The organism is Nitrospira sp. (assembly GCA_024760525.1).
Taxonomy (GTDB): Bacteria; Nitrospirota; Nitrospiria; order Nitrospirales; family Nitrospiraceae; genus Nitrospira_D.
Genome location: CP060499.1, coordinates 3,637,638 through 3,660,081 on the forward strand (window position 1 = coordinate 3,637,638; position 22,444 = coordinate 3,660,081).

Annotated in this window: 21 protein-coding genes and 1 pseudogene; 2 read left to right on the forward strand and 20 right to left on the reverse strand. The window is 55.6% G+C overall.

Going from position 1 to position 22,444, the window contains the following annotated elements; translation table 11 throughout:
- From H8K04_17095 to H8K04_17190, 20 genes and pseudogenes are all read right to left on the reverse strand, one after another.
- Positions 1-1,716: a 30S ribosomal protein S1 gene (locus H8K04_17095; protein ID UVT15502.1), complete on the reverse strand. Its 1,716-nt coding sequence runs from the start codon at positions 1,714-1,716 to the stop codon at positions 1-3.
- A 55-nt stretch (positions 1,717-1,771) separates the two neighbouring features.
- The gene (locus H8K04_17100) at positions 1,772-2,464 is read right to left on the reverse strand and encodes a 1-acyl-sn-glycerol-3-phosphate acyltransferase (GenBank protein ID UVT15503.1); all 693 of its coding nucleotides are present in this window, start codon (positions 2,462-2,464) and stop codon (positions 1,772-1,774) included.
- A pseudogene (locus tag H8K04_17105) lies at positions 2,461-3,135 on the reverse strand ((d)CMP kinase). Before H8K04_17105 ends, H8K04_17100 begins: the two are co-directional and overlap by 4 nt.
- Positions 3,136-3,163: 28 nt before the next feature.
- A complete protein-coding gene (gene aroA / locus H8K04_17110) occupies positions 3,164-4,486 on the reverse strand; it encodes a 3-phosphoshikimate 1-carboxyvinyltransferase (protein ID UVT15504.1) in 1,323 nt (440 codons plus the stop codon).
- Positions 4,483-5,376 (reverse strand): prephenate dehydrogenase/arogenate dehydrogenase family protein, encoded by an 894-nt coding sequence (locus tag H8K04_17115; protein UVT15505.1) that lies wholly within the window; start codon positions 5,374-5,376, stop codon positions 4,483-4,485. Before H8K04_17115 ends, aroA begins: the two co-directional genes overlap by 4 nt.
- 7 nt (positions 5,377-5,383) lie before the next feature.
- Entirely contained in the window at positions 5,384-6,397 is a 1,014-nt protein-coding gene (gene aroF, locus H8K04_17120; protein UVT15506.1) for a 3-deoxy-7-phosphoheptulonate synthase, read from the reverse strand.
- A 17-nt stretch (positions 6,398-6,414) separates the two neighbouring features.
- Positions 6,415-7,500: a histidinol-phosphate transaminase gene (locus H8K04_17125; GenBank protein ID UVT15507.1), complete on the reverse strand. Its 1,086-nt coding sequence runs from the start codon at positions 7,498-7,500 to the stop codon at positions 6,415-6,417.
- A gap of 2 nt (positions 7,501-7,502) precedes the next feature.
- On the reverse strand, positions 7,503-8,579 hold the full coding sequence (pheA, locus tag H8K04_17130; protein ID UVT15508.1) for a prephenate dehydratase: 1,077 nt from the start codon (positions 8,577-8,579) through the stop codon (positions 7,503-7,505).
- Positions 8,580-8,728: 149 nt separating this feature from the next.
- The gene (gene ruvB / locus H8K04_17135) at positions 8,729-9,733 is read right to left on the reverse strand and encodes a Holliday junction branch migration DNA helicase RuvB (protein ID UVT15509.1); all 1,005 of its coding nucleotides are present in this window, start codon (positions 9,731-9,733) and stop codon (positions 8,729-8,731) included.
- A 10-nt stretch (positions 9,734-9,743) separates the two neighbouring features.
- Entirely contained in the window at positions 9,744-10,238 is a 495-nt protein-coding gene (locus H8K04_17140) for a hypothetical protein (GenBank protein ID UVT15510.1), read from the reverse strand.
- A 4-nt stretch (positions 10,239-10,242) separates the two neighbouring features.
- Positions 10,243-10,851 (reverse strand): Holliday junction branch migration protein RuvA, encoded by a 609-nt coding sequence (ruvA, locus tag H8K04_17145; GenBank protein ID UVT15511.1) that lies wholly within the window; start codon positions 10,849-10,851, stop codon positions 10,243-10,245.
- Positions 10,852-10,897: 46 nt separating this feature from the next.
- Positions 10,898-11,656, reverse strand: a complete 759-nt coding sequence (locus tag H8K04_17150; protein ID UVT15512.1) for a YebC/PmpR family DNA-binding transcriptional regulator — start codon at positions 11,654-11,656, stop codon at positions 10,898-10,900.
- A gap of 132 nt (positions 11,657-11,788) precedes the next feature.
- Positions 11,789-12,541: a hypothetical protein gene (locus tag H8K04_17155; GenBank protein ID UVT15513.1), complete on the reverse strand. Its 753-nt coding sequence runs from the start codon at positions 12,539-12,541 to the stop codon at positions 11,789-11,791.
- Positions 12,542-12,633: 92 nt separating this feature from the next.
- Positions 12,634-13,368 carry a PCP reductase family protein gene (locus H8K04_17160; protein UVT15514.1) on the reverse strand — a complete coding sequence of 245 codons (735 nt, stop codon included), beginning with the start codon at positions 13,366-13,368 and terminating at the stop codon, positions 12,634-12,636.
- A gap of 178 nt (positions 13,369-13,546) precedes the next feature.
- Positions 13,547-15,385, reverse strand: a complete 1,839-nt coding sequence (locus H8K04_17165; GenBank protein ID UVT15515.1) for an adenylyl-sulfate kinase — start codon at positions 15,383-15,385, stop codon at positions 13,547-13,549.
- Positions 15,386-15,528: 143 nt separating this feature from the next.
- Complete coding sequence (locus tag H8K04_17170; protein ID UVT15516.1) at positions 15,529-16,326, reverse strand: sulfate adenylyltransferase subunit 2; 798 nt, start codon at positions 16,324-16,326, stop codon at positions 15,529-15,531.
- Positions 16,327-16,349: 23 nt separating this feature from the next.
- On the reverse strand, positions 16,350-17,390 hold the full coding sequence (gene trpD / locus H8K04_17175; GenBank protein UVT15517.1) for an anthranilate phosphoribosyltransferase: 1,041 nt from the start codon (positions 17,388-17,390) through the stop codon (positions 16,350-16,352).
- A gap of 1 nt (position 17,391) precedes the next feature.
- Positions 17,392-18,108, reverse strand: a complete 717-nt coding sequence (locus H8K04_17180; GenBank protein ID UVT15518.1) for a phosphoadenylyl-sulfate reductase — start codon at positions 18,106-18,108, stop codon at positions 17,392-17,394.
- Between the two features lie 14 nt (positions 18,109-18,122).
- Positions 18,123-20,606 carry a sulfurtransferase TusA family protein gene (locus tag H8K04_17185; protein ID UVT15519.1) on the reverse strand — a complete coding sequence of 828 codons (2,484 nt, stop codon included), beginning with the start codon at positions 20,604-20,606 and terminating at the stop codon, positions 18,123-18,125.
- A 40-nt stretch (positions 20,607-20,646) separates the two neighbouring features.
- A complete protein-coding gene (locus H8K04_17190) occupies positions 20,647-21,096 on the reverse strand; it encodes an Rrf2 family transcriptional regulator (GenBank protein ID UVT15520.1) in 450 nt (149 codons plus the stop codon).
- 296 nt (positions 21,097-21,392) lie between these two features.
- Here H8K04_17190 and H8K04_17195 point away from each other — a divergent pair, with 296 nt between their 5' ends.
- Both H8K04_17195 and H8K04_17200 read left to right on the forward strand, forming a co-directional pair.
- The gene (locus H8K04_17195; GenBank protein UVT15521.1) at positions 21,393-21,980 is read left to right on the forward strand and encodes a hypothetical protein; all 588 of its coding nucleotides are present in this window, start codon (positions 21,393-21,395) and stop codon (positions 21,978-21,980) included.
- 72 nt (positions 21,981-22,052) lie between these two features.
- A complete protein-coding gene (locus H8K04_17200; protein UVT15522.1) occupies positions 22,053-22,325 on the forward strand; it encodes an HU family DNA-binding protein in 273 nt (90 codons plus the stop codon).
- Positions 22,326-22,444: the final 119 nt, after the last annotated feature.

A 22,444-nucleotide genomic window follows, 5' to 3' on the forward strand; every position in this document is an offset into this window, starting at 1 on the left:
CTAGTTTTGATCTTCCGCTTGTGACCGTTTCCGGCTCTGCTTGGCGGCCCGACCGAGGCTTTGGTCCAGCACACCCTGTGTCGAGTGATAGTCATCAACCTGCTTGCGTTCCCAGTCCAGTTGATGGTCGCGAAGACTGAGAGCGATCTTGCGCTCTTCTCGATCGACCTTGATTATCTTTGCCGCGACGTCATCCTGCAACTTAAACTTTTCTTCGAGCTTCATGGAAGGTTCAAGACCGGATTCACTGACATGGATTAATCCTTCCACTCCACCCTCGAGTTCGATGAAGATCCCAAAATCGGCGACCTTCGTCACCTTGCCGGTCACCGAGTCACCGACGTGATATCTCGATGGGATCGCTTCATCCCAGGGGTCACGGCTCAACTGTTTGAAGCCCAATGAAAGTCGCTCCTTCTCCTTGTCGATGCGTAACACCATCGCTTCGACTTTTTGCCCTTTTTTGAAGAGCTCGGAAGGATGTTTAATATGTTTCGTCCACGACATGTCTGAAATATGGATGAGGCCGTCGATCCCTTCTTCAAGTCCGACGAAGGCACCGAAATCCGTCAGACTCTTCACCTTGCCCTCAATGCGAGTCCCGATCGGATACTTACTCTCGATCATATCCCAGGGATTGGGCGCCGTCTGTTTCATTCCCAAGGAAATCTTGCGGCTTGCCGGATCGATGTTCAGCACCGCCGCTTCGACCTGATCGCCGACCGACACGACTCTCGACGGATGCCGCACTTCGTGTGTCCACGACATTTCTGAAACGTGGACCAGTCCCTCCACACCCGGCTCGAGTTCCACAAACGCTCCATAATCTGTCAGGCTGACCACGCGGCCACGGACCCTGGTGCCGATCGGATACTTGCCGGCGACATTGGTCCAAGGATCCGCGCTCTTCTGCTTGAGCCCCAGAGAGATACGGCCTGTTTCACGATCGTATTTCAAGACCGTGACTTCGACCTTATCTCCCACGGTAAACAGTTCCGATGGATGTCCCACTCGCCCCCAAGACATGTCGGTGATGTGAAGCAACCCGTCGATCCCGCCGAGGTCGATGAAGGATCCGTAGTCGGTGATGTTCTTGACCGTCCCCTGAATCAGTTGACCTTCTTTGAGATTGGCCAGAGTCGTCTGTCGTTTCTTATCCCGTGTTTCTTCCAGCAATACGCGCCGGGATACGACGACGTTACCCCGCCTGTGGTTGATCTTGATGATCTTGAGGGGAAAGGTCTTTCCAACGAGCCCATCCAGGTCCCGAACAGGATGGAGATCAATCTGCGAGCCCGGCAAGAACGCCTTGACACCGATATCAACCATCATGCCGCCCTTAATGCGCGAGACAATCTTCCCTTCGATGCTCTTCTCATCCTTGTAGAGTTTCTCAAGTTCTTCCCAAATCTTCATCTTGTCCGCTTTTTCCTTGGAAAGAACTAGATTCCCGTCCGCATCTTCACATTCTTCGATATAGACTTGGAGACGATCACCGATCTTGAGGTTCTGAAGTTCCTCGGATGAGAACTGGTCACTCGGGATCATCCCCTCCGATTTGTAGCCGATATCGACGATCACTTTGTCCTTGGTGAGTGCCACCACACGGCCTTCTGTAATCGTGCCTTCTTCCAGGTTGCGAAATGTTTCCTCATACAACGCGGCCAAGGCATTGCGGTCTAACTGAGCGTCACTGCTGTTGGATACCGTACCCATATACACATCCTACTCTTCCGACCTTCGTCGGGTGCTGATGGTGAAGGCGCCGGGTTCACTCAGCGTTGTGAACCCCGGCGGTCGGCCTGTTCGGTGTTTCCGGAGCTGGGTCATCCTTTCCCCTTGGAACGGGAACTTGACCCAAGGCTGCAATTTGTTCGATCACCGTACGGCTGACCTGTTGATAAAACTGTTTTGTTTCCGCCCTTTCTTTCCGAGCCCCTGTTTCGAACATGATGGGCTCCCCAAATCGCACCCTGACCTGGCGCCATCGAGGCCACCGAGCCCCGGTGGGCAACACATCGAAGGTCCCCTTCAGATATGCCGGGACGACCGGGCACCCCGTCTGCGACACAATCACTCCAATCCCGGCCTTCGGCGGACGGAGGTGACCATCATGGCTTCGCCCACCTTCCGGGAAAATGACCACCACCTGACCTGATCGAATCAGGTTGATCGCTTTTCCGAACGCCTCTCGGTCGAGACGCCCAAGTCGCACAGGAATCCAGCCCAATGACTGCAAAATCCTGTTCAATACCGGGATCGGGAACAAGTCATTCCGTCCCAGATACCAAGCCCTCCGAGTCATCCCACAGCCGAGTAGCGGGATATCGAGGTAGCTGGCATGGTTTGCGGCGATCAGTACGCCGCCGGTGCGAGGGATCTGTCCTTCCACCCGATACCGAAAACAGATCCACCCGACAACCCGTGCCAAAACCCACAAGAATCCGTAGACGATCCCGCTCACGACCCGGTCGACACAGCCGCGATCATCTGTTCCACCACCTGTTCGGGACTGAGGGTGGAGGTATCAATCGATTTCGCGTCAGCCGCTGGAATTAATGGGTCGATCGAACGGGTCCTATCGCGCCGATCCCGGTCAGACAAATCCTGAAACGTCGTTTCAATCGCCCCGCCGCGTCCCGCAGCCACCAGCTCACGGTGCCGTCTTGCGACTCGTATACTGGCGTCCGCTTCCAAGAAGAACTTGAACGGAGCCGCGGGAAAGACCTTTGTGCCGACATCGCGCCCTTCCGCGACGACCGAGCCTCGCTGACCGATTTGACGCTGGATCGGCAGCAGCCATTCGCGAACTGCCGGAATGGCAGACACGATGGATGCGGCAGATGTCACGTCGGGCGCACGGAGTTCGCCCGTGACGTCGATGCCATCGACCAAGACCTGCATCGAGCCTCTTTGAAATTGCATATGAATCGAGGTCGTCTGCAACAGCTTTACCACTTGTTCATGATCAGTCGGATGTGTGTTTGACTGCAAGGTTTTCCATGCGACGGCTCGGTACAATGCCCCGGTATCAAGATAGAGATACCCAAGGCGAGTCGCCAACAACTTGGCCACTGTACTCTTGCCCACTCCGGCAGGTCCATCAATTGCGATAACCACTCAATGCGTCTCCATTTCAAACTCTTCAGCCACAGCCGTCTGTTTACACAGAACCCGCCAACAGTTGCGCGAGCGACCCCTCAAAATTGGGGAAGGACGTATCCACACAACCCGTGTCGGCAATGGACATGTGTTGTTCCGCCGTGAGCCCGCCAATGGCGAGAGACATGGCCACACGATGGTCTCCATGACTCTGGGCATTGCTCGCCGCCTTCAGTCGGCCATTCTCTCTACTTCGGCCCAACCCTTTGATGATCATGCCGTCCGGGCGTTCCTCGATGAGAGCCCCCATGGCCTTCAATTCGCCGCTCATGGTTGCAATACGATCACTCTCTTTGACCCGCAGCTCCTCCGCGCCGGAAATCACCGTGTCCCCATCCGCCACAGCCGCAGCCACGCACAGCACGGGAAATTCATCGATTGTTTTCGGAATGAGGTCGGGACCGATCGTCACGCCTTTCAGTGGAGCGGACCTCACACGAAGATCTCCCACCGGTTCGCCGGCCTCCTCTCGCTGACCCAGAACCTGAATATCGGCCCCCATTTTTCTCATGACTTCGATCAGGCCGGTCCTGGTCGGATTCATGCCAACATTGCGAATGACGATGTCCGATCCCTGGACGATCGTTGCGCCCACGATGAAGAACGCGGCGGCAGAGAAATCCCCCGGAATGGTGATCTGAACACCTCGCCATCCGATCGAAGGCCGGCCCTGCAAGACAAGACCCCCTTCTTCTCTCGTGAGCGGAATGCCAAAGAATTGAAACATCCGTTCAGTATGATCTCGCGACAAGCTCGGCTCTCTATAACGCGTCTTTCCTTGAGCGAAGAGGCCGGCAAGAAGCAGCGACGACTTGATTTGCGCGCTGGCCACCGCTGAAGTGTATTCAATACCGCGAAGACCGGACCCTGTGATCGCCAGTGGAGCCAATTCCCCACCTTTACGGCCTCCGATGACCGCCCCCATTTCGCGCAATGGCTTGACAACTCGTCCCATAGGACGGCGTCGAATCGATTCGTCGCCGGTGAGAACTGAGAAAAAATCTTGCCCGGACAGGAGGCCCGTGAGCAGACGAATACCGGTTCCTGAGTTTCCACAATCGATCGGAGCGTTTGGTTCGGATAACCCCCAAAACCCCTTCCCATGGACCGCCAATTCGGTCGGAGTCTGTCTGATAGGAATTCCGAGCGCCTGAAACGCCCTCATCGTGTTCAAACAATCTTCGCCCTGGCAATAGCCCGAGACCGTGCTCGTTCCTTCCGCCAATGCGGTGAGGATGATGGCCCGATGGGTGAGCGACTTATCACCGGGAACTGTCGTCGTTCCCCTAAGTGGCCGGCCAGGTGTGATCGTCAATGATGTCATGATTTGCTCGAAGAGGAACTGTTCAGCTTTTCACGCTCGCCTTTGGCCCGCTCAAGCACTTTTTCTATTCCGGCTGCATCTCCAGCCTCGATCAGTTGTTTCAATTCGTCCAAGGCCCGTCCATACCTGTCGATATAGGACACCACATTATCTCGATTCCACAGGAAAATGTCGCGCCACATTTCCGGCGAACTCGCGGCAATCCTCGTCGTGTCGCGCAATCCGCCGCCGGAATGGCCGGCCAGATCCAAAGAAGGCAGCTGCTGATCCCGAAGCTCGGCCAGGGCATTCATCAACGCGAACGCCACCACATGGGGCAAGTGACTGACCGCCCCTAGTATTTGATCGTGCAGATGCGGATCCATCGACAAGAGAATCGAGCCGGTCTCTTCCCACAATTGCTTCACTCGCTCCAGCGCCGTGGTATCAGTTCGTTTCGTCGGTGTGAGAATACAGCGTGCGCCCTTGAACAACTGATCCGACCCCGCCGCAACTCCCGTCTTTTCTTTCCCGGCAATGGGATGGGCCCCCACGAAATGCACACCCATCGGCATGGCCGATTCGGACCGTTCGACCAAGGTGCCCTTCACACTGCCGACATCGCTGACTATTGCGCCGGGCGCGAGACAATGGGCCCATTCACGGAGGTGACGCTCATAGGTATCGACAGGCGTCGCCAAGATCACCAGATCCGACCCGCGCACACCTTCTTGCGGATCGGCCACGTACCGATCGATAGCCCCGAGTGCAACGGCGGTCTTGAGATTCTCTACACGCCGGCCCACGCCGACAACATGATCAGCCAACGCTTTTCGCCGAAGGATCATGCCGAGCGATCCGCCGATCAACCCCACCCCAATGATCGCGACTTGCCTGAAATGAACCGCCATCGTGTCTCTACAGTTCTCTCCCCACGGCCTTTGCAATATTCCTAAGGTCGCCCATCAGGGCTTTGAACTTTGAAGGCTTAATGGACTCTTCACCGTCACACAGGGCACATTCGGGGTTCGAATGGACTTCGATGAGGAGGCCATCAGCACCGGCTGCAACGGCGGCTTTCGACATCGGAGCAACAAGGTCCCACTTCCCGGTGGCATGGCTAGGGTCGACAATGACCGGCAAATGCGAAAGCTCCTTCAACGTAGGAATGGCCGCAAGATCCAGCGTATTGCGATATTGCGTTTCGAATGTGCGAATGCCCCGCTCGCACAGCATGACATTCTGGTTTCCACGCGACATGATGTACTCAGCCGACAGGAGAAATTCTTTGATGGTCGCCGACAGGCCCCGTTTCAGGAGCACCGGCTTATCATACGCACCGACTTCCTTCAGGAGCTCGAAATTCTGCATGTTCCGAGCGCCGATCTGAATAATGTCCGCCTTCTCAAGAAAGAGTTCGATGTCTCTGGTGTCCAGGATCTCACTGACGACCGGCAGCCCGGTTTGCTTTTTTGCTTCGACCAAGTAGTCCAGCCCCTCACGACCTAAACCTTGAAAGGAATAAGGCGACGTTCTGGGCTTATAGGCTCCGCCACGAAGAATCGCGGCTCCGGCAGCTTTCACTTCGTGTGCGATCCCCACCGTGAGTTCAAGCCGTTCGACCGCACAGGGCCCGGCCATGATGGCCAACTTTTTAGCACCGATTTTTACGCCACCGACGTCGATGATAGTCGCTTCCTTCTTAAACTCACGACTGACCAGTTTCCAGGGCGCAAGGATCGGCAAGACGCTTTCCACGCCAGGAAGCGCCGTCAGAGGTTGATTGTGCAGGATTCGGTCGTCTCCAATGACGCCGATAATCGTGCGCTCCTGACCGGTGGATATTTGCGATTTCAAGCCGAGATCCCTCAGTCGGTCTATAATATGGTCTACTTCACTTTCCGACGCTTCCGGCTTCAACACGATGATCATGATTCCCTCACTATTTCTTACCCTCCCCCATCCAACACTTTTTTGAGTGCTTGAAGGAAGGCCGCATTTTCGTCGGGCTGACCGATGGTGACACGAAGCATCGTTCCGTCGATATGCCGCACAATGATCCCCTCTCGCAGCAACGCTTCGAACACCAGTCTCCCATTCCGCTGTGCATCAAAATAGAGAAAATTCGTCTCGCTCGGGATCGCGGCCACTCCCAGTGTGCGCAACCCGTGTTCCATCTGTTCCATCCCAGCCGCGTTGACCGCCCGACTCCTGGCCACATGCTCGTCATCTCCCAATGCAGCCAGTGCGGCTTTTTGCGCAAGACTGTTGGCATTGAACGGAGGCCGCACTCTATTCAGAAAATCGACGATCTCCGATGTGCCGATCCCGTACCCAATCCGTAACCCAGCCAGCCCGTATATTTTGGAGAATGTCCTCAAGACGATCGCGTTCCGCCCCTGCTTCACGAAGGCCATCGCATCGGGAAATCGTGGATTGCGGACATACTCAAAGTACGCTTCGTCGAACACGACAATGACATCTTCCGGCACCCGGGCCATGAATCGATCGACGGCTTCCGCCGATACCATCGTCCCGGTGGGGTTATTGGGATTGCAGAGAAAGAGCAATCGCGTCCTGGGCGTAATAGCCCGTACCATTGACTCAAGGTCATGTGTCCAATTGACAAGAGGGACGATCACCGGCTTACCATGGACCGCCGTGACTTCCATTTTATAGATCACGAATGTGTGATCGGCCATGACCGCTTCGTCACCGGGCGTCAAGAACGTCCTGGCTAACAGCCCAAGGATCTCATCCGATCCGTTTCCCAGGATGACTTGTTCTCCCGACACTTTCCAACGATCTGCGATCGCCCGCCTGAGCTGATACGCGCTTCCATCCGGATATCGATGCAGCATATCCTGCGCGCCGCTCAGCGCCGCCAATGCTTTTGGTGAAGGCCCGAGTGCATTCTCGTTGGAGGCAAGCTTTATGACGCGGCTGAGGCCAAGCTCCCGTTGTAGCTCATCGATCGGTTTACCGGGAACGTACGGACTGAGCGAGAGGATATCTGGATGAACCTGTAGTGCCATGGTCAGCTATGGATTGGATAGGAGCCCAAAATCTTCATGAAGAGGCAACGTCCTTTGACTTCTTCTACTGCTCGATTGACCCGCTCCTCATTGATATGGCCCTCGACATCCACGAAAAAAATGTACTCCCACGCTTTCCGTTGTGATGGGCGAGATTCGATCTTGGTCATGTTGATCCCGTGAGAGGCAAAGGGACGGAGCAAGTCATAGAGCGCGCCGACTTTATCCTTAACGGATAACATCAGCGACGTCTTATCTTTCCCTGTCCTCTCTGAAGGCTTCTGCGACAGGACCAGAAAACGCGTAAAATTATTGAGGTTATCTTCGATGCGGGCTCTGATCACCTTCAGCCCGTAGAGTTGGCCGGCCAATTCCGATGCAATGGCAGCCGACGTCGGTTCATCGATGCACAATTCAGCGGCTCGGGCGGTGCTGGCCACTTCGACTGCTGGAACATGTGGAAGATTTGTCTCGAGCCAGTTCCGACATTGCGCAAGGGCATGCGGATGAGAATAGATTTTCTTCACGTCCTGGATAAGCCCGGAATTCGAGAGGAGGTGATGGGAGACTTCCTGAAGAATTTCCCCATAGATCAGCAAGTTGGAATCGATAAACATGTCGAGGGTGTGATTCACCACACCTTCCGTCGTGTTTTCGATCGGCACCACCCCGAAATTGGCTCGACTGCGCTCGACCTCGCTGAACACCTCTTTGATGCTGTGAACAGGCACATACTGGACGGAGGAGCCGAACTTCTGCATACAGGCCATGTGGGTAAACGTCGCCCTCGGCCCCAGATAAGCTACTTTCTGGGGTGCCTCCAAGGACAAGGACGCCGACATGATTTCGCGATACACGGATCGGATGGCGTCACTGGGAAAAGGACCTGTATTCAGCTTCGTGAGTCGCTCGATGATTTCAGCCTCTCGGCCGGCGGTATGCAGGTTGGCTTCGGCATCCTTTTCTTTCTTGAGCTTTCCGATTTCGATCACGCTCCTCGACCGTTCGTTGAGCATCCGAATGATTTCGTCATCGATCCTATCGATTTCTTTACGGTATTCAGACATGTCTCTTGGCATGATGAGCCTAGCCTCGGGCACCGAATTCGGGAGGACTGCGTCATCCCCGTGAGGGAAGGGGGATCATATAGACAAGTGGAGGATTTTACAGGAACGGCGGAATCTATTGCAAGGACAGCGCTAGAAGATCAGGAGGGCGGAGCCTGCCGTTACATCAGCAAGGGAGACGATCGTTTAAAGTGGTCATAGGCCAACCGTGTGACCTGTCGACCACGTCCGGTGCGGTCCAAAAATCCGGCTTGGATCAGATAGGGCTCGTATACGTCTTCGATCGTGCCTTTATCTTCCTGAACCGCTGCTGCCAGGGATTCAACACCCACGGGTCCGCCATTGAACTTCTCGATGATCGTTAGAAGGATCTTGCGGTCCATATCGTCGAATCCGGCTTCATCGATTCCCACCCAGGCCAGCCCCTCTTTGGCGACTTGCTCGGTAATATGCCCGCTCGCTTTGATTTGGGCATAGTCTCTGATGCGCTTAATCAGCCGGTTCACAATCCGCGGCGTTCCACGAGCCCGGCGCGATATCTCCGCGGCCCCCTCCCGGTCGATTCCGACGCCCAACACTCCGGCAGATCTGGTCACAATGGCCTCCAGCTCGGATGGTCCATAGAATTCCAGCCGATAGACCAAACCGAACCGGTCCCGCAAGGGAGAGGTTAAAGACCCGGCCCGCGTCGTCGCCCCCACGAGTGTGAATTGCGGGAGATCAAGCTTGACCGTCCTTGTTGCAGGTCCTTGGCCGATGACCAGATCCAGTTGAAAGTCCTCCATGGCCGGATACAGCGCTTCCTCCACCGATGCGGGCAGACGATGAATTTCATCGATAAACAGCACATCATGTTCTTGGAGATTGGTCAGAATCGCCGCCAGATCACCGGCATGGGTGAGAACCAGCCCCGATGTCGACCGCAATGCCGCCCCCATTTCTTTGGCGATAATGTGAGCGATGGTCGTTTTGCCGAGGCCTGGCGGTCCGTAGAAAATGGCATGGTCGAGCGCCTCCCGCCGCTGCTTGGCCGCTTCGATACAGATCCGCAGCGACTCCTTCATTTTCTCCTGACCGACATATTCATTGAGCGTTTGAGGACGGAGCACATTCTCCAGACCTCGCTCTTCATCTGTCGCGCAATTGGTCACGAGTCGTTCAGTCATGGCGCAACACTCATTTCTCTTTGTTCTCCTGCATTTGTTGATACTTCGGGGGAGGGGGCAGCGCGCCCTGTCCAGGCTTTGCCGTGCTGCCGCAATCCGGGGGACACGTTTTGTAGCCTTGCCCCGGGTCAGGCAAGTTTGTCTCCATCTTCCGCAACTGGCATTGGGTCAGCCGGCCACCATCTTTACTCCCGCATCGCGCAGGAACTGAGGAACTGCCTATTTCTGCATAACCTTCGGGACATCCCCCACACACTCCCAGCATGTTGACCCCAAGCGGCACACACTGTACGAGGGTTGGGTCACCCTCTTTGCAAATTTCTGGTGATTGCGTAACACCGGTCGTCGCATACCCGTCCGGACACGTTCCGCAGGTCATTCTGGTGCTTTTCGGCTCCGCACCCTCCTGCGCGACGCTGCTGGCTGGAAACGTGGCGGCCAGGGCCGCTCCGATAAACACACTGTACATAAAAAGGTTGGCGGCATTCTTAATGGTGAATGGCATTGTCCTACCCCCTTGCAAGTTCCTTGAGACCTTCGCGGATGAGCTCCTTCAGCGCGAGCGAACCTGTCGTCGCCTTCATCACGCGATTCAAGGCTTCTCTGACATCCTGGGCACGATATCCCAAGTTTATCAGAGCGGAGAGCGCATCCTCATAAGGCCCATCCACCAAGGGGGCTTCAGCTGCCGTGGTTCTGGGGTGTGCCCCACTGATCTTGCCTGCCTTGTCCTTTAGTTCGAGCGCAATACGGCCTGCCGATTTCTTCCCGATACCCGGAACAGTGGCAAGCTTTTCGACATCCTCGGTCTGGATGGCGTGAACCAGATCCGTAACCGATAAGCTGGACAGGACACTGAGGGCGAGTTTTGGACCGATGCCCGATACGCTGGTCAGCAGCAAAAACGATTCCTTCTCACCGTGTGAGAGAAAGCCGAACAACTGAATCGCATCTTCACGGAGATGCGTATGAATATTCAGCGCGGTCACTTCGTCGAGATTCGGGAGGGCATAATAGGTGCTGAGAGGGATATGAACTTCATATCCAACCCCGTGCACATCAAGCGTGAGGTGGGTAGGTGCCTTGAATGCCAACCGCCCCGTGAGAAAGGCGATCATGTCGTCTCGTTATCCGAGGACCACAACGTTGGGAGTTGGTGAACGGTTACCCCGCCGCAGTCGCGGCGACTTTTTCCATGACCTCATCCGGAATATCGAAGTTGGCATGGACTTTCTGAACATCATCGTGTTCGTCCAACACTTCCATCAATTTCAGCATTTGTTCGGCAGGTTTTTCTTCCAGCCTGATGGTATTCTGGGGAACGTACGTGATTTCCGCAAGCGTCGTTTCGATCTTGCCATCCGCCAACGCCTTCTTCACAGCCTCAAAGTCGTGAGAATCAGTGAACACCTCATAACTCTTCTCACCGACCTTCACATCTTCCGCCCCGGCATCGAGCGCCAATGAGAGAAGGGTATCCTCATCGACCTTCCCCTTCTCAATCGAGATAAGCCCCTTCTTGTGAAACTGCCAGGCGACAGCACCAGCCTCGGCCATATTGCCATGATTTTTCGTCAGCAGGCTTCGAATCTCCGCCACCGTCCGATTCCGGTTGTCGCTCGTGATTTCGAGAAGAAGTGCCGTCCCTCCAGGGCCATACCCCTCTAAAGAAAACTCCTCATAGGACACCCCCGGCAATTCCCCTGTCCCTCGCTGGACAGCTTTCTTCATCGTGTCGCCGGGCATGTTGGCTTCCTTCGCCTTCGCGATAGCCAAACGCAGGCGGGGATTGCCATCCGGATCCCCTCCGGACCGAGCCGCAATGGTGAGTTCTCGGATGATTCGCGTGAAGATCTTACCGCGCTTCGCGTCCTGGGCTCCTTTGTGCCGTTTGATTGTTGCCCAGTGACTATGTCCACCCATGTGTTCCCTCCTCTACCCGGCCTCACTCTCTAGGCGGTTAGAGATGCGTACTAAGGCAATGAAGACTATGAGAAGCTAGACGTAGCATAGGCCTCGGAAGGGTGTCAATTACCGAAGCTCGCCGGAATCATGCTACTCGAAATATAGGAGCAGCTGAATACCGATTAGGATCACAAGTCCCCCCCAGGCCAATTCCCACTTTTTCCCTGGATGCCGTGATGCACCGGATGTCCACGAAGCCATCGCAGTCGATACGGTAGCACCGACACCCAGACTTCCTAGAAGAGTATGGTGAAGCGCGATCATCGAATTGGCAGGGTGATCTCCGTGCGAGTGAACGAAGAGAAGCAGTGCGCCGGTCAGGCCGAAGAATACCAATGGAGCCGCCCAGGCCGGATGGCGAGCCCAACCGACTCGGCGAAGCGTCTCGCTTACCGCCGCGGTGGCGGCAAACACCCCATAAAATTTATGCTGGAGAATTTCCGGATCTTGTCCGGAGAATGTCTGCATAAAACTCAGAGACCCGATCGGCCACGCCTCATGGTCACTCCATACCAGGAGGAACCCTCCAATTACAGCGAGCGCGCCAGGCAGGACGAAACGGGACCATACGGGCACGGGATACCGCAACGCATGGCCCAATTCAGCCAGTCCGAATAGTAATACGAAGAGTCCGGCGAAACGATGATTGAACTCCGAATAGGCGACGCCTTGGACTGAGCCCTCCCAATCAACATTTCCATGTTCGTCGTGAGGAGTATGCGTCGTACCTGTTCCACGGGAGACATCGGGGTGAGCAAGCTGTAGTGCATGCCCGTCGAGAAACCGGGTAAGCGGAAGGACGAACAGAACACACAGAGCGAGCGCGAAAATCCACCACTTCATACGAGAGCCGCTGTACGGAGAACGCAGATAGTGGAAAGGCCCATCCAGACGGCCGGATGGGCCTTAACGTTGTCCGCTATAAACATATGCTCTTACATGAACTTCATAAACTTGTCTTTCGCCTCGTCCATCACTTGAGCGGTGATGGTCGACACTCCACGTTCCTTTGCCAGACGTTCGATCTCTTTTCGGGCCATCGGCCGGATAAAGTCCGGAATGTTTTCGAGCCGTTGTTCGGCCTCCCGTGACCACGTCATGCCGTTGGGCGAATCACTCTTCGAGTCATCCATGACTTGGAGCGTGATCGTCTTGAACCCGTGCTTGCGCGCGTACGTCTCGACACTGCCTTGAACCATTGGTTTGACAAAAGCAGGCAGCCGATCAAGTTTTTCCTTGGCATCGGGTGTCCAGGTGAACTCGGAAGATCCGGCGTTGGTTCCGTTCTCGGGCTTACCGCCGGCTGTCAGGCCCATCTCAGCTACCATGGCCGAGAACGGACAGCCACTCGCTTTCTCAGGAGCTTTCGCCGGTGACGCTGCTGTCGTGGACACAGCCGGCGCACTTAGAGTTTGCTTAGTCGCTGTGGGAGCCGCTTGACCGTTTCCCGCTAACGCGCGTAAACCTTCCATAGACGCCGCTGGCTCTGCCCGCGCTCCCAGTTTCAACCCCAAGGCATTCATCATGTTCGTTTCGCCGGCATTGGTCACCATCGAAAACTTTGCGTTACACGACGGACATGCGAAAAAGACTCCAAGCGACCCTTCCTCTGGTTTCTCAACCTTCTCGAGGCCCATATAGGTTTCGCAGTTGAGGCATACAAATTTCATATAGACTCCTGTTCCAGCGATCCGAGAAAACTTGCTTCAAGGCTACGCTATCACACGGATTTTCGGTGAGTCAAACCGCTGGAGAGGAACGGGAGCGAGACAGGCAGTTTTAAAATTCTGGACCGATAAGACGAAGTGCCTGCCGCAGTGTTCCAGGGTCTCCCGCGGAGAGTCGACTCTAGATCGAATACTGGAAGATCGGTTTCGCGCCAATGGCTTGTGCGAGCACACCCCGACGCTTCAGCTCTTCGAGAATGCGAGCAGTCGCTGCGTCGAAATCCGTGGGGCCGCTGAGGACCACATCGGTATTCGGCGGCGGCTCCTCTTCGGACTTGCTCATGTGGACGGCGATGACCGGCGCAGGATGGACGAGGGTCCTGATCGCTTGTGAGGCCTCTCGGAAGGCCAGGCCGAAGGGGTTCGTCGTGGAGACGACGATGAGACCGGTGTCGGTGAGAAGTCGCGCCACTTCGCCATAGCGCCGAGCCATTTCTGCGGTTTGTCCCCGCTCTTCTTCACTCAAATCCGCGTCCAGCCCACGGCGAAGATTTTCTCCATCCAACAAGTACGCGTGACGCCCATCCGCCACGAGGCGGCCTTCGAGCTTTCTGGCCAGGAATGATTTGCCGGTATGCCGCCCCCCGGTGATCAGAACCACCGCTGCTCGATGACCATATTGTTGCGCACGATCCTCAACCGTCACTTCGCCTTTGACCCAGGCAAAGTCGCGGCGTCTGGCTTCTTCGCGGAGGAACTCTTGATCGTCGTGGACCAATTCGGTAATGATTCCGCCGCCTGCAATATCGTATTCGTCGACCAGGACGAAACGTCCGGTCGCTTCGAACGACGCGGACAGATCGAAGGCGACCGGAGCTTTCGTGCGCAAGGTCAGTTCCGCCACTTGGTTCTTGTTGATGGTGCTGCTGCCCTGTTGTTGGGCCAGGTCCATCGTGTCGATAATCCGATGAATCGACGCCACTTCGCAGTCCACTTCCTTGGTCGCCACCCGCAACAGATATTTGCGGCCCTTTTCCAACGGCCGCTTGCCGAGCCAGAAGAGATTGGCACGAAACGCCGTCGACACCAGAGGCAAGTGTGCCTGAAGTGAGGCAACCTCTCCCCGTTCCACGAAAATCTGTTCGTCGAGCGTCACCCCGATGGACTGTCCCGCCTGCCCTTCGGTCGGTTGCGGTTCAATGTTGAAGGCTTCCACCGTCCGAATCGTGGCCCGCTTATTGGACGGCGAGAAGATGAGGTGATCGCCGACCTTCAGGCGCCCGGCGGCAATTCGGCCGGTGATGATCCGGCGGGCGTCGAATTTATACACATCCTGCACCGGCAATCGGAGAGGCTGTTCCGAACGAGCGGCTTCTTTCTGGAACGCGCTGAGCGTTTCCAAAACGGTGGGTCCGCTGTACCATGACATCTGCCCGCTGCGATTGGCGATATTGTCGCCGAGCTTGGCGCTTACAGGAATGAACTGCGACGGCACGGCTTTGAACTGTCCCAGGAATTCCCGATATTCCTTCTCGATTCCCTCAAACACGTCCTGCCGGTACCCGACCAGATCCATCTTGTTGACGACCACGGCAAACTGCCTGACGCCCAGGAGCGACAGCAGGTAGCCGTGCTTCTTCGACTGTTCCTTGACTCCTTCCAGCGCGTCGATGAGCAACAAGGCGGCTTCGGCACGTGCCGCGCCGGAAATCATATTCTTGAGGAATTCTTTGTGCCCCGGGGCGTCGATGATGATGTACTGCCGGCCCTTCCACATAAAAAAGGTGCGGGCTGTGTCGATCGTGATTCCCTGCTCCTGCTCTTCGAGGAAGGCGTCGAAGAGAAACGCGTATTCGAATTCCTTCCCCTGCTGGCGACAGATGGCTTGGACCTTCTCCAGCTTGCCGTCCGGGAGTGAGCCGGTATCGGCATAGAGTCGGCCCAGCAAGGTTGACTTGCCATGATCCACATGGCCGACGATCACAATATTCAAATTCTCTGACGGCTTAGTATTGGTCATCGTCACGTCCGTTACTTTCCAGAATGCTCAAATGGGCAGACCAGCGAGGCCGCAGGCGAGAAACAACCGGAGACGTACTTCGGAAGTACGTTGAGGATTGTTTCGAACCGAGAACGACGCTGGATGCTCATTTCAGCATTCTGCTACATGTACCCATCTTTGCGCAGCAACTCCATCCCTCGACCTTCGTCCTGTGCCCGGCCCGATCGCTCAGCCACCGTGGTATGTCGGAGCTCTTCGATGATGTCGTCCACGTTTTTGGCGGTCGATTTGATCGGCGTGGTACAGGGTGCGCAGCCCAGGCTGCGATACCGCGTCCCGTCTCCCTTATCAAGATACAAGTCGATGAACGGAATATTTTCGAGTTTGATGTACTCCCAGATGTTAATCTCGGTCCAATCGAGGAGCGGATGGATCCGAATATGTGTGCCAGGCGGAAATGTCGTTTTGTATTGATCCCAGAGCTCCGGCGGTTGATCTCGAAAATCCCAGTCTCCGTGTTTATCACGCGGAGAGAAATAGCGCTCCTTCGCCCGTGTCCCCTCTTCATCGGCACGGACACCGAGAATCACGCCGGTGTACCCCTTGTTCTCCAGGAGTTGTTTGAGGCCGTTTGTCTTCAACGCGGTGCAACAGACCACTCGGCCCATCGTATGGTTCATGCCCGCCGCCAAGGCTTCCTTGTTTTGACCGACAACCAAATCCAGCCGCCATTCGCGGGCGAGCCGGTCACGGTACTCGATCATCGCCGGAATCTTATAGCTCGTGTCGACATGGAGGAGCGGAAAGGGCACATGCCCAAAGAATGCCTTGCGGGCAAGCCACAGCAGCACGGTTGAATCCTTGCCCATCGACCAGAGCATGGCCAGATTATCGAAATGCTTATAGGCTTCCCGAAGGATATAGACGCTTTGATCTTCCAGTTGCCGAAGGTGCTTCATGACTTGTCCTTCTGTCTCTTGTCCTACGCTGCCACCGGCTCTTGCACTAAGTCTTCGAGCTTGCGTGCCGCCGCGCCTCCCTCAATGGCGGCGCGAACTGCCGGGAAACAAGCCGAAAGCGATTCCCCTTTCCCCGCCGCGTAGAGCAACATCGCCGCATTCATGAGCACCCACTCTCTCGGTCCACCCGGCACCTGGTTCCGAAGAATGCGCCGCAGCAGATCGGCCTCTTTGTGACGCTGTTCAGGAGGAAATCCCGCCATCTCCCGCGACGAGGCGAACGCCAACCCGAAGTCCTTCGCGGCTACGCCGAGCGGGGTGATGCGCTCGTTTCGCAATTCCAGGACTCTCGTGACCATCGATGCGGATAGTTCCGGGTCACCCTCGACACCGCGGACCACCAACGCTCTTCGACACCCAAGTATACGCAAGGCTTCAGCGGTCTTTTCGAAATGCGGCGGGTGTGACAATCCGACGACCTGAACCGCCGCGCGGGCCGGATTCAGCAGCCTGGCGATGGGATGAAAGATGTTTCTGACCCCGAGTTCCTGACGCATCTCTAGAAATCTGAAGATGGGCGGGTGGTACAGCCCGATATCCAGGTAGGCGAATCCTTTTCTGTTCACATCTTCCGTCACCGTCTTGGGATCGGCATCGACCGGAATCCCCAAGGCTCTCAACACACCTGCACTGCCGGGTCGACCGGGAATACCGTCATACCCGTGCATGATGACTGATGCTCCAGCCGCAACGGCAATGATGGATGCAGCAACAATCGCGTGAAATGTGTCCTGTTTCCCGGCATAGGTCGGCACGTCAACGAGTGCCAAGTCTTTTGAGACAGCAAGGGGGAGCACATAGTGCCGGGCCGCGGCCGTCAAGGCCGCTAATTCCGTGACGGACTCCATCTTGAAACGCATGGCGATGAGAAAGGCCCCAACTTGTGCCGGGGTCGCCTCCCCCTCGATCAACGCCTTCATCGCCTGTTTACACTCATCCCAGGTCAGGTCCTTGGAAACTTTGGGACCCTTTGCAATCTTGGTGAGGAGATCTTGAAACGGCATGTTATGACTTGTGCAGGCCACACTCGGTTTTGGTAAAGTTTTTCCAGCGGCCAGCCCGCGGATCGTCTCCAGGCGCTACAGGAGCGGTGCAGTAGGTGCAGCCAATGCTGGGATAGTTCTGATCGTGCAGCGGGTTGTATGGGACTTCGTAGACCTTGATATAGGTCCAGACGTCTGCCCAAGTCCATCGAGCCAACGGGTTGATTTTGACCAACTCGAATTTCTGATCCCACTCGATTAAGCCGGCATTTGCTCGGGACGGTGCCTGGTCCCGCCTGATTCCGGTTATCCAAGCCTCATATCCTTGCAGCACACGGGCCAGCGGTTCGACCTTGCGCAACCGGCAGCACTGGTCCGGGTCTCGTGTCCACAGCGCGTCACCGTAGCTCTCCGCTTGTTGTTGCGGGGTCAGCAACGACTTCACCTGAATAACCTGCGCGGATTGAAGTCCGTATCGCTCGATCACGCGATCCCGTGTGGCATAGGTTTCGGGAAACAAAAAATCGGTATCGAGATAGAACAACGGCACCGAAGGATCGATGCGGTGCACCATATCGACCAGGACCATATCTTCCGCTCCAAAGCTGCAGGCGAGAATAATTTTTTGCGCATATCGTTCGATAGCAGCCGCCAGCACGTCTTGGGGCTGTTTCGCCTCGAAGGTTGTGCCCCAGGCTTTAAGTTCCGCGATGAATTCGGAATGCCCATTCCCGACCATAAGGAATCAGACCCTTATCCTTCGACCTTCTCGACCAGAATCCGATAATGCGACGCTTCCGGTTCCAGCGCTTCTTGGATCAGCACCCTGTGCCCCTCATTCTTGAGGCTCATTGGCACGTTCTTGATCGGTTCGCCTGCGTCGAGCCACACTTCAAGCTTTTCACCTGCATCCATCATTTCAAGCTTGAGCTTGGTCTTCACAAAGTTCATCGGGCAGGCGACGCCTCGTAGATCGTACACCGGAGCGCCGGTTGGAATTGGAACGGCTGGTTTGGCCTCAGTCGGTGCCGGCGGGACCGGAGGTATTTCTTCCTTCGCAGCCGGCAGCTTGAGATCCTTCCCCATTTGATCCGTCGCCACACGGCAGGCATCGACGAACGCCTTGGCGAACGCCATCTTTTCACGCGCCGATTCCGCCGATGTCTCCTTCGGACCTAGATCACCGACCTTCTTGTTGAGATCTCGATAGATAGACGGCACGACTCCCTTTTGGGCAATCCTACTGTCGAATTCACTGAATGTCTCGGAGTCCGTCGATGGCTCCAGGCCTTCGGTCACCAGGAGAGCCTTGGCCGCTGCCAATACTGCCCGATAGGACTTGTTCACAGACACGGAATATTGATGCTTCTCAACCAGCAGTTTCCCTTGATAGAGTTCCTGATCGGCCTCCAAGATTCCGTTTTCGATCATCTCAAGTGCGCCGCCGGCACATTCACCGGGGCCGAGATCTTCAAGGATAAATTCTTCTTCCCCTTCCCAGTCGTAATAGAAGGTGGGGTCTTCCTGATAGGACGGCACGATGGTGTAGGGGATCAACTCGTCCTTCAGTTTGCTCTTCCCTGCTCGGGTGATGAACTTGGGCAAACTCTCGTTCGGTTGCCGATCGCGCCGGTACACATCGATGAGGTGAGAGATGGCCGCCGGGACTGCTTTCGCGGGCAACTTCACCGTCATTTGACCGATCTTGGCGGTGCCGTTCACCGAGCCACCGAGATGCAATTCATAGTGTGGCGCGACGTGGTCACCGAGGCGTTTCCCGACTCCATGCAGCCCGATCGTAGAAATGTGATGCTGCGCGCAGGAGTTATGGCACCCGCTGATCTTCACACTCACATCTTGGAGGTCTTCCGGAACACGGCCGGCTGGAAACACTTCAGCCAGAGCTCGTGCGAGGCCTTTCGATGATGTGATACCCAGGCCGCAGGTATCGGTTCCAGGGCAGGCAATAATGTCTTCCACCAGTTCAGCGCCGGGATCCGCAAGACCGCGCGAGGCCAGATCGTCGTAGAGATGTGAGATCAGATCTGCGGGAACCCATCGGATCACCAGATTCTGGTTGATGGTGGTGCGCAGATTGCCGTTCGAATATCGTTCGGCCAGATCTGCGACGAATACCATCTGTTCAGCCGTGATATCTCCCATGAACAATTTGATGGCCGCTGTGACATACCCGTCCTGTTTCTGCTGCACAACGTTGGTTCGTTTCCACATCTCAAAGGGCGTCTCGCGGTCGATCGAGTGCGCCCCATTGCCATTTCCGTTTCCATGCGCCGTGCCGTTGCGGCTCGGCATGATGAGAGGCGGAGGCTCATCGGCGTGCTGAAGCAGAGTCAACGGCTCGTTCCCGGGAAGCGCATATCCCATCGCGACGTAGGCTGCCTCCCAACGTCGCTTGAATTCCTCAAAGCCCAGTTTGTCGATCACGAACTTCATGCGGGCCTTGTTTCGATTCTTTCGATTGCCGAGGGTATCGAAGACTTTAATGACGGCTTCAATGCTGGGAATCAACTCCTCCATTGGAGTAAATTCTCGGAGAAGTTGGGCGACCCGTGGAGCAGAGCCTAAGCCCCCGCCGGCTACCATCCGAAATCCGATCACCCCGTCCGCTCGTCTGACCGCGAGCAACCCGATATCGTGAATGGGCGTGAGGGCGCAATCGTGCTTGCAACCGGAAAAGGCGATCTTAAACTTGCGAGGCAAGCTTTGGTTCAAGGGATTCCGCAGCAAGTGATAGGCCACGGTCTTCGCGTACGAAGTCACATCGAACACTTCGCCTTGGCACACACCGGCCAGATGACAAGCCGTGACGTTTCTCACGGTATTGGCACAGGCTTCCCGGGTGGTCAGCCCGACTTCGGCCAATCCCCGCATGATGGTCGGCACATCCTTCAGTTCCACGAAATGCATCTGAATGTCTTGTCTCGTCGTCACATGACCGACTCCGGTGGCATAGCGGTCGGCGAGTTCCGCCACCCGTCGGAGCTGATTCGCGGTCATGCCGCCAAAGGGAATTTTAATGCGTACCATCTGCACGCCAGGTTGACGCTGGCCATAAATACCGTATTGGAGACGAAAGGGCTTAAACAGATCTGTGGAGACGTCTCCGGCCAGCGTCCGTAGCGCTTCAGCTTCGAATGTTTCGATTTCCTCCCGGATTGCAGACGGGATCGGATTCGTCACAATCGCAGGGATGCTGAGGGATTCAACCTGGTTCATCTTTATCTCCTTGCCTCCTCAGAAAGCAGTTTTCGAATCATCAAATGTGGTACATGGGATTACGTTGAGCATCAATCGTCCGTTGACGCGTCGCCAATTGCTCAATCGTGACGCCCTCAAGGACTTTCCGCTCCGCCTGTTGCACTTGATCCCAAACATCGCCGAGCAGAAGTTCCGGCTTTGCCGCATGCCGATCGCGTGTTCGCAGGCCAACGCCTGATCGCTGGAAGACTGGCCCCTCCAACGCTTCGAAGATATCCGCAATTGACATGGCCGCTGGCTCATGTGTCAGGAGATACCCCCCTTGAGCACCCCGGTGGCTTTCTACTAAGCCGGCATTCTTCAGCGTATGGAGGACCTGCTCAAGAAAGCGGACCGGAATCCCTTGCCGTCTCGCAATGGTTCGAGCTTGAATGGGAGATTCTTTCGCATTGATCGCAAGGTCAACTGCAGCCATAATTCCATACGTTGCACGTTTCGACACATTCATTCTTCATTATTCCGGTAGGAATTCTGCAATGATCTATACCTTCTCACGACACAGTCTGTCAAGATCGGCGCCGCACACGTGGTTTCAATGCACCTCTTCCTGAGTATTCAGGTTGTATAATTTGTGGTCAAAACCTATCCCCCGCACAAAACCAGAAATCATTCCACGGATCGTCCATTTCATACCGGCAAAGGCATGAGGGAAGCAGCTTGGCAGGCAGCCATACCCCGTAAAATCAGATTGACATCGTGTACGCCCTACGCAATAATCCGCCCTCTTCTTCGCGTGGTGCCTTCATGCCAGTGCCGTCATCCGGATATACTATTCTTTTGCTTACGACCGATGCGGCTGTACAGGCGCAGGTCAGACAGATATTTAAGGATGCTTCCATTTCCGTTGCTCGGGACATCACCACGCTTCAGAAGGAATTGTCACGGCATCAGTTCGATGTGGTCGTGGTGGAGTCACGAAGCGGACAAGAGCCGGCGAGCGCGCTTCAGGATCACCTTGACGCATCTCACACACTTTTTATCCACGGCTCGCGTGCTGCCCTGCGAAAGACGCTGAAAATGGTCCAACTGATGAACTCGCCGAGCAGTCTGCAGCAGAGCAAACCTCGCGATGGGTCCCTGGAGAGTTACTTGGAGGTGAAAATGGCGGAATTCGTGAAAGGGATGCGGAATGGATCAGCCAGAAATCTTCATCCGATCCTGATTTCTGCCGTGGAACGCCCACTCATTACTTCGGCTCTCCGGGAAACGCGCGGTAATCAGATACAGGCAGCTGAACTGTTGGGACTCAACCGCAATACGTTGCGAAAAAAGATCGTTGAGCTGCATATCCCCCTCAAACAGACCAAAATGAAAACGAATCGGAATGCTTGACCAGATGTGTCAGTGAAGTGCCGCTGGAATCACGTTCCATATTTCTCTCAACACTCATTAAGGAGGGACACCATGACAAAGGAAGAGCTGATCGCCAAGATGGCCGCTTCGGCGGGAATCACAAAAGTTGCGGCGGGAACTGCCCTTCAAGCTTTTACCGGAGCGGTCACTTCTTCGCTGAAAAAGGGGCAGCGCGTTTCCCTTGTCAATTTTGGCACCTTTACGATCTCAAAGCGGAAAGCTCGAATGGGAAGAAACCCACGAACCGGCGAATCTCTCCGAATTCCAGCGGCGAAGGTCCCGAAGTTTTCGGCCGGGAAAGAGCTTCGTTCTGCCGTGAAGTAATCATCGTCGATCAACGGCTGCCCTACGGTTCCAAGAGAGAAGGTAGCGTTCTCCTTCTGGAATGCTATCTTCTCTTTCGTTTTCTTGACACTGTAAGCGAGGCTATATTAGCATGCCTC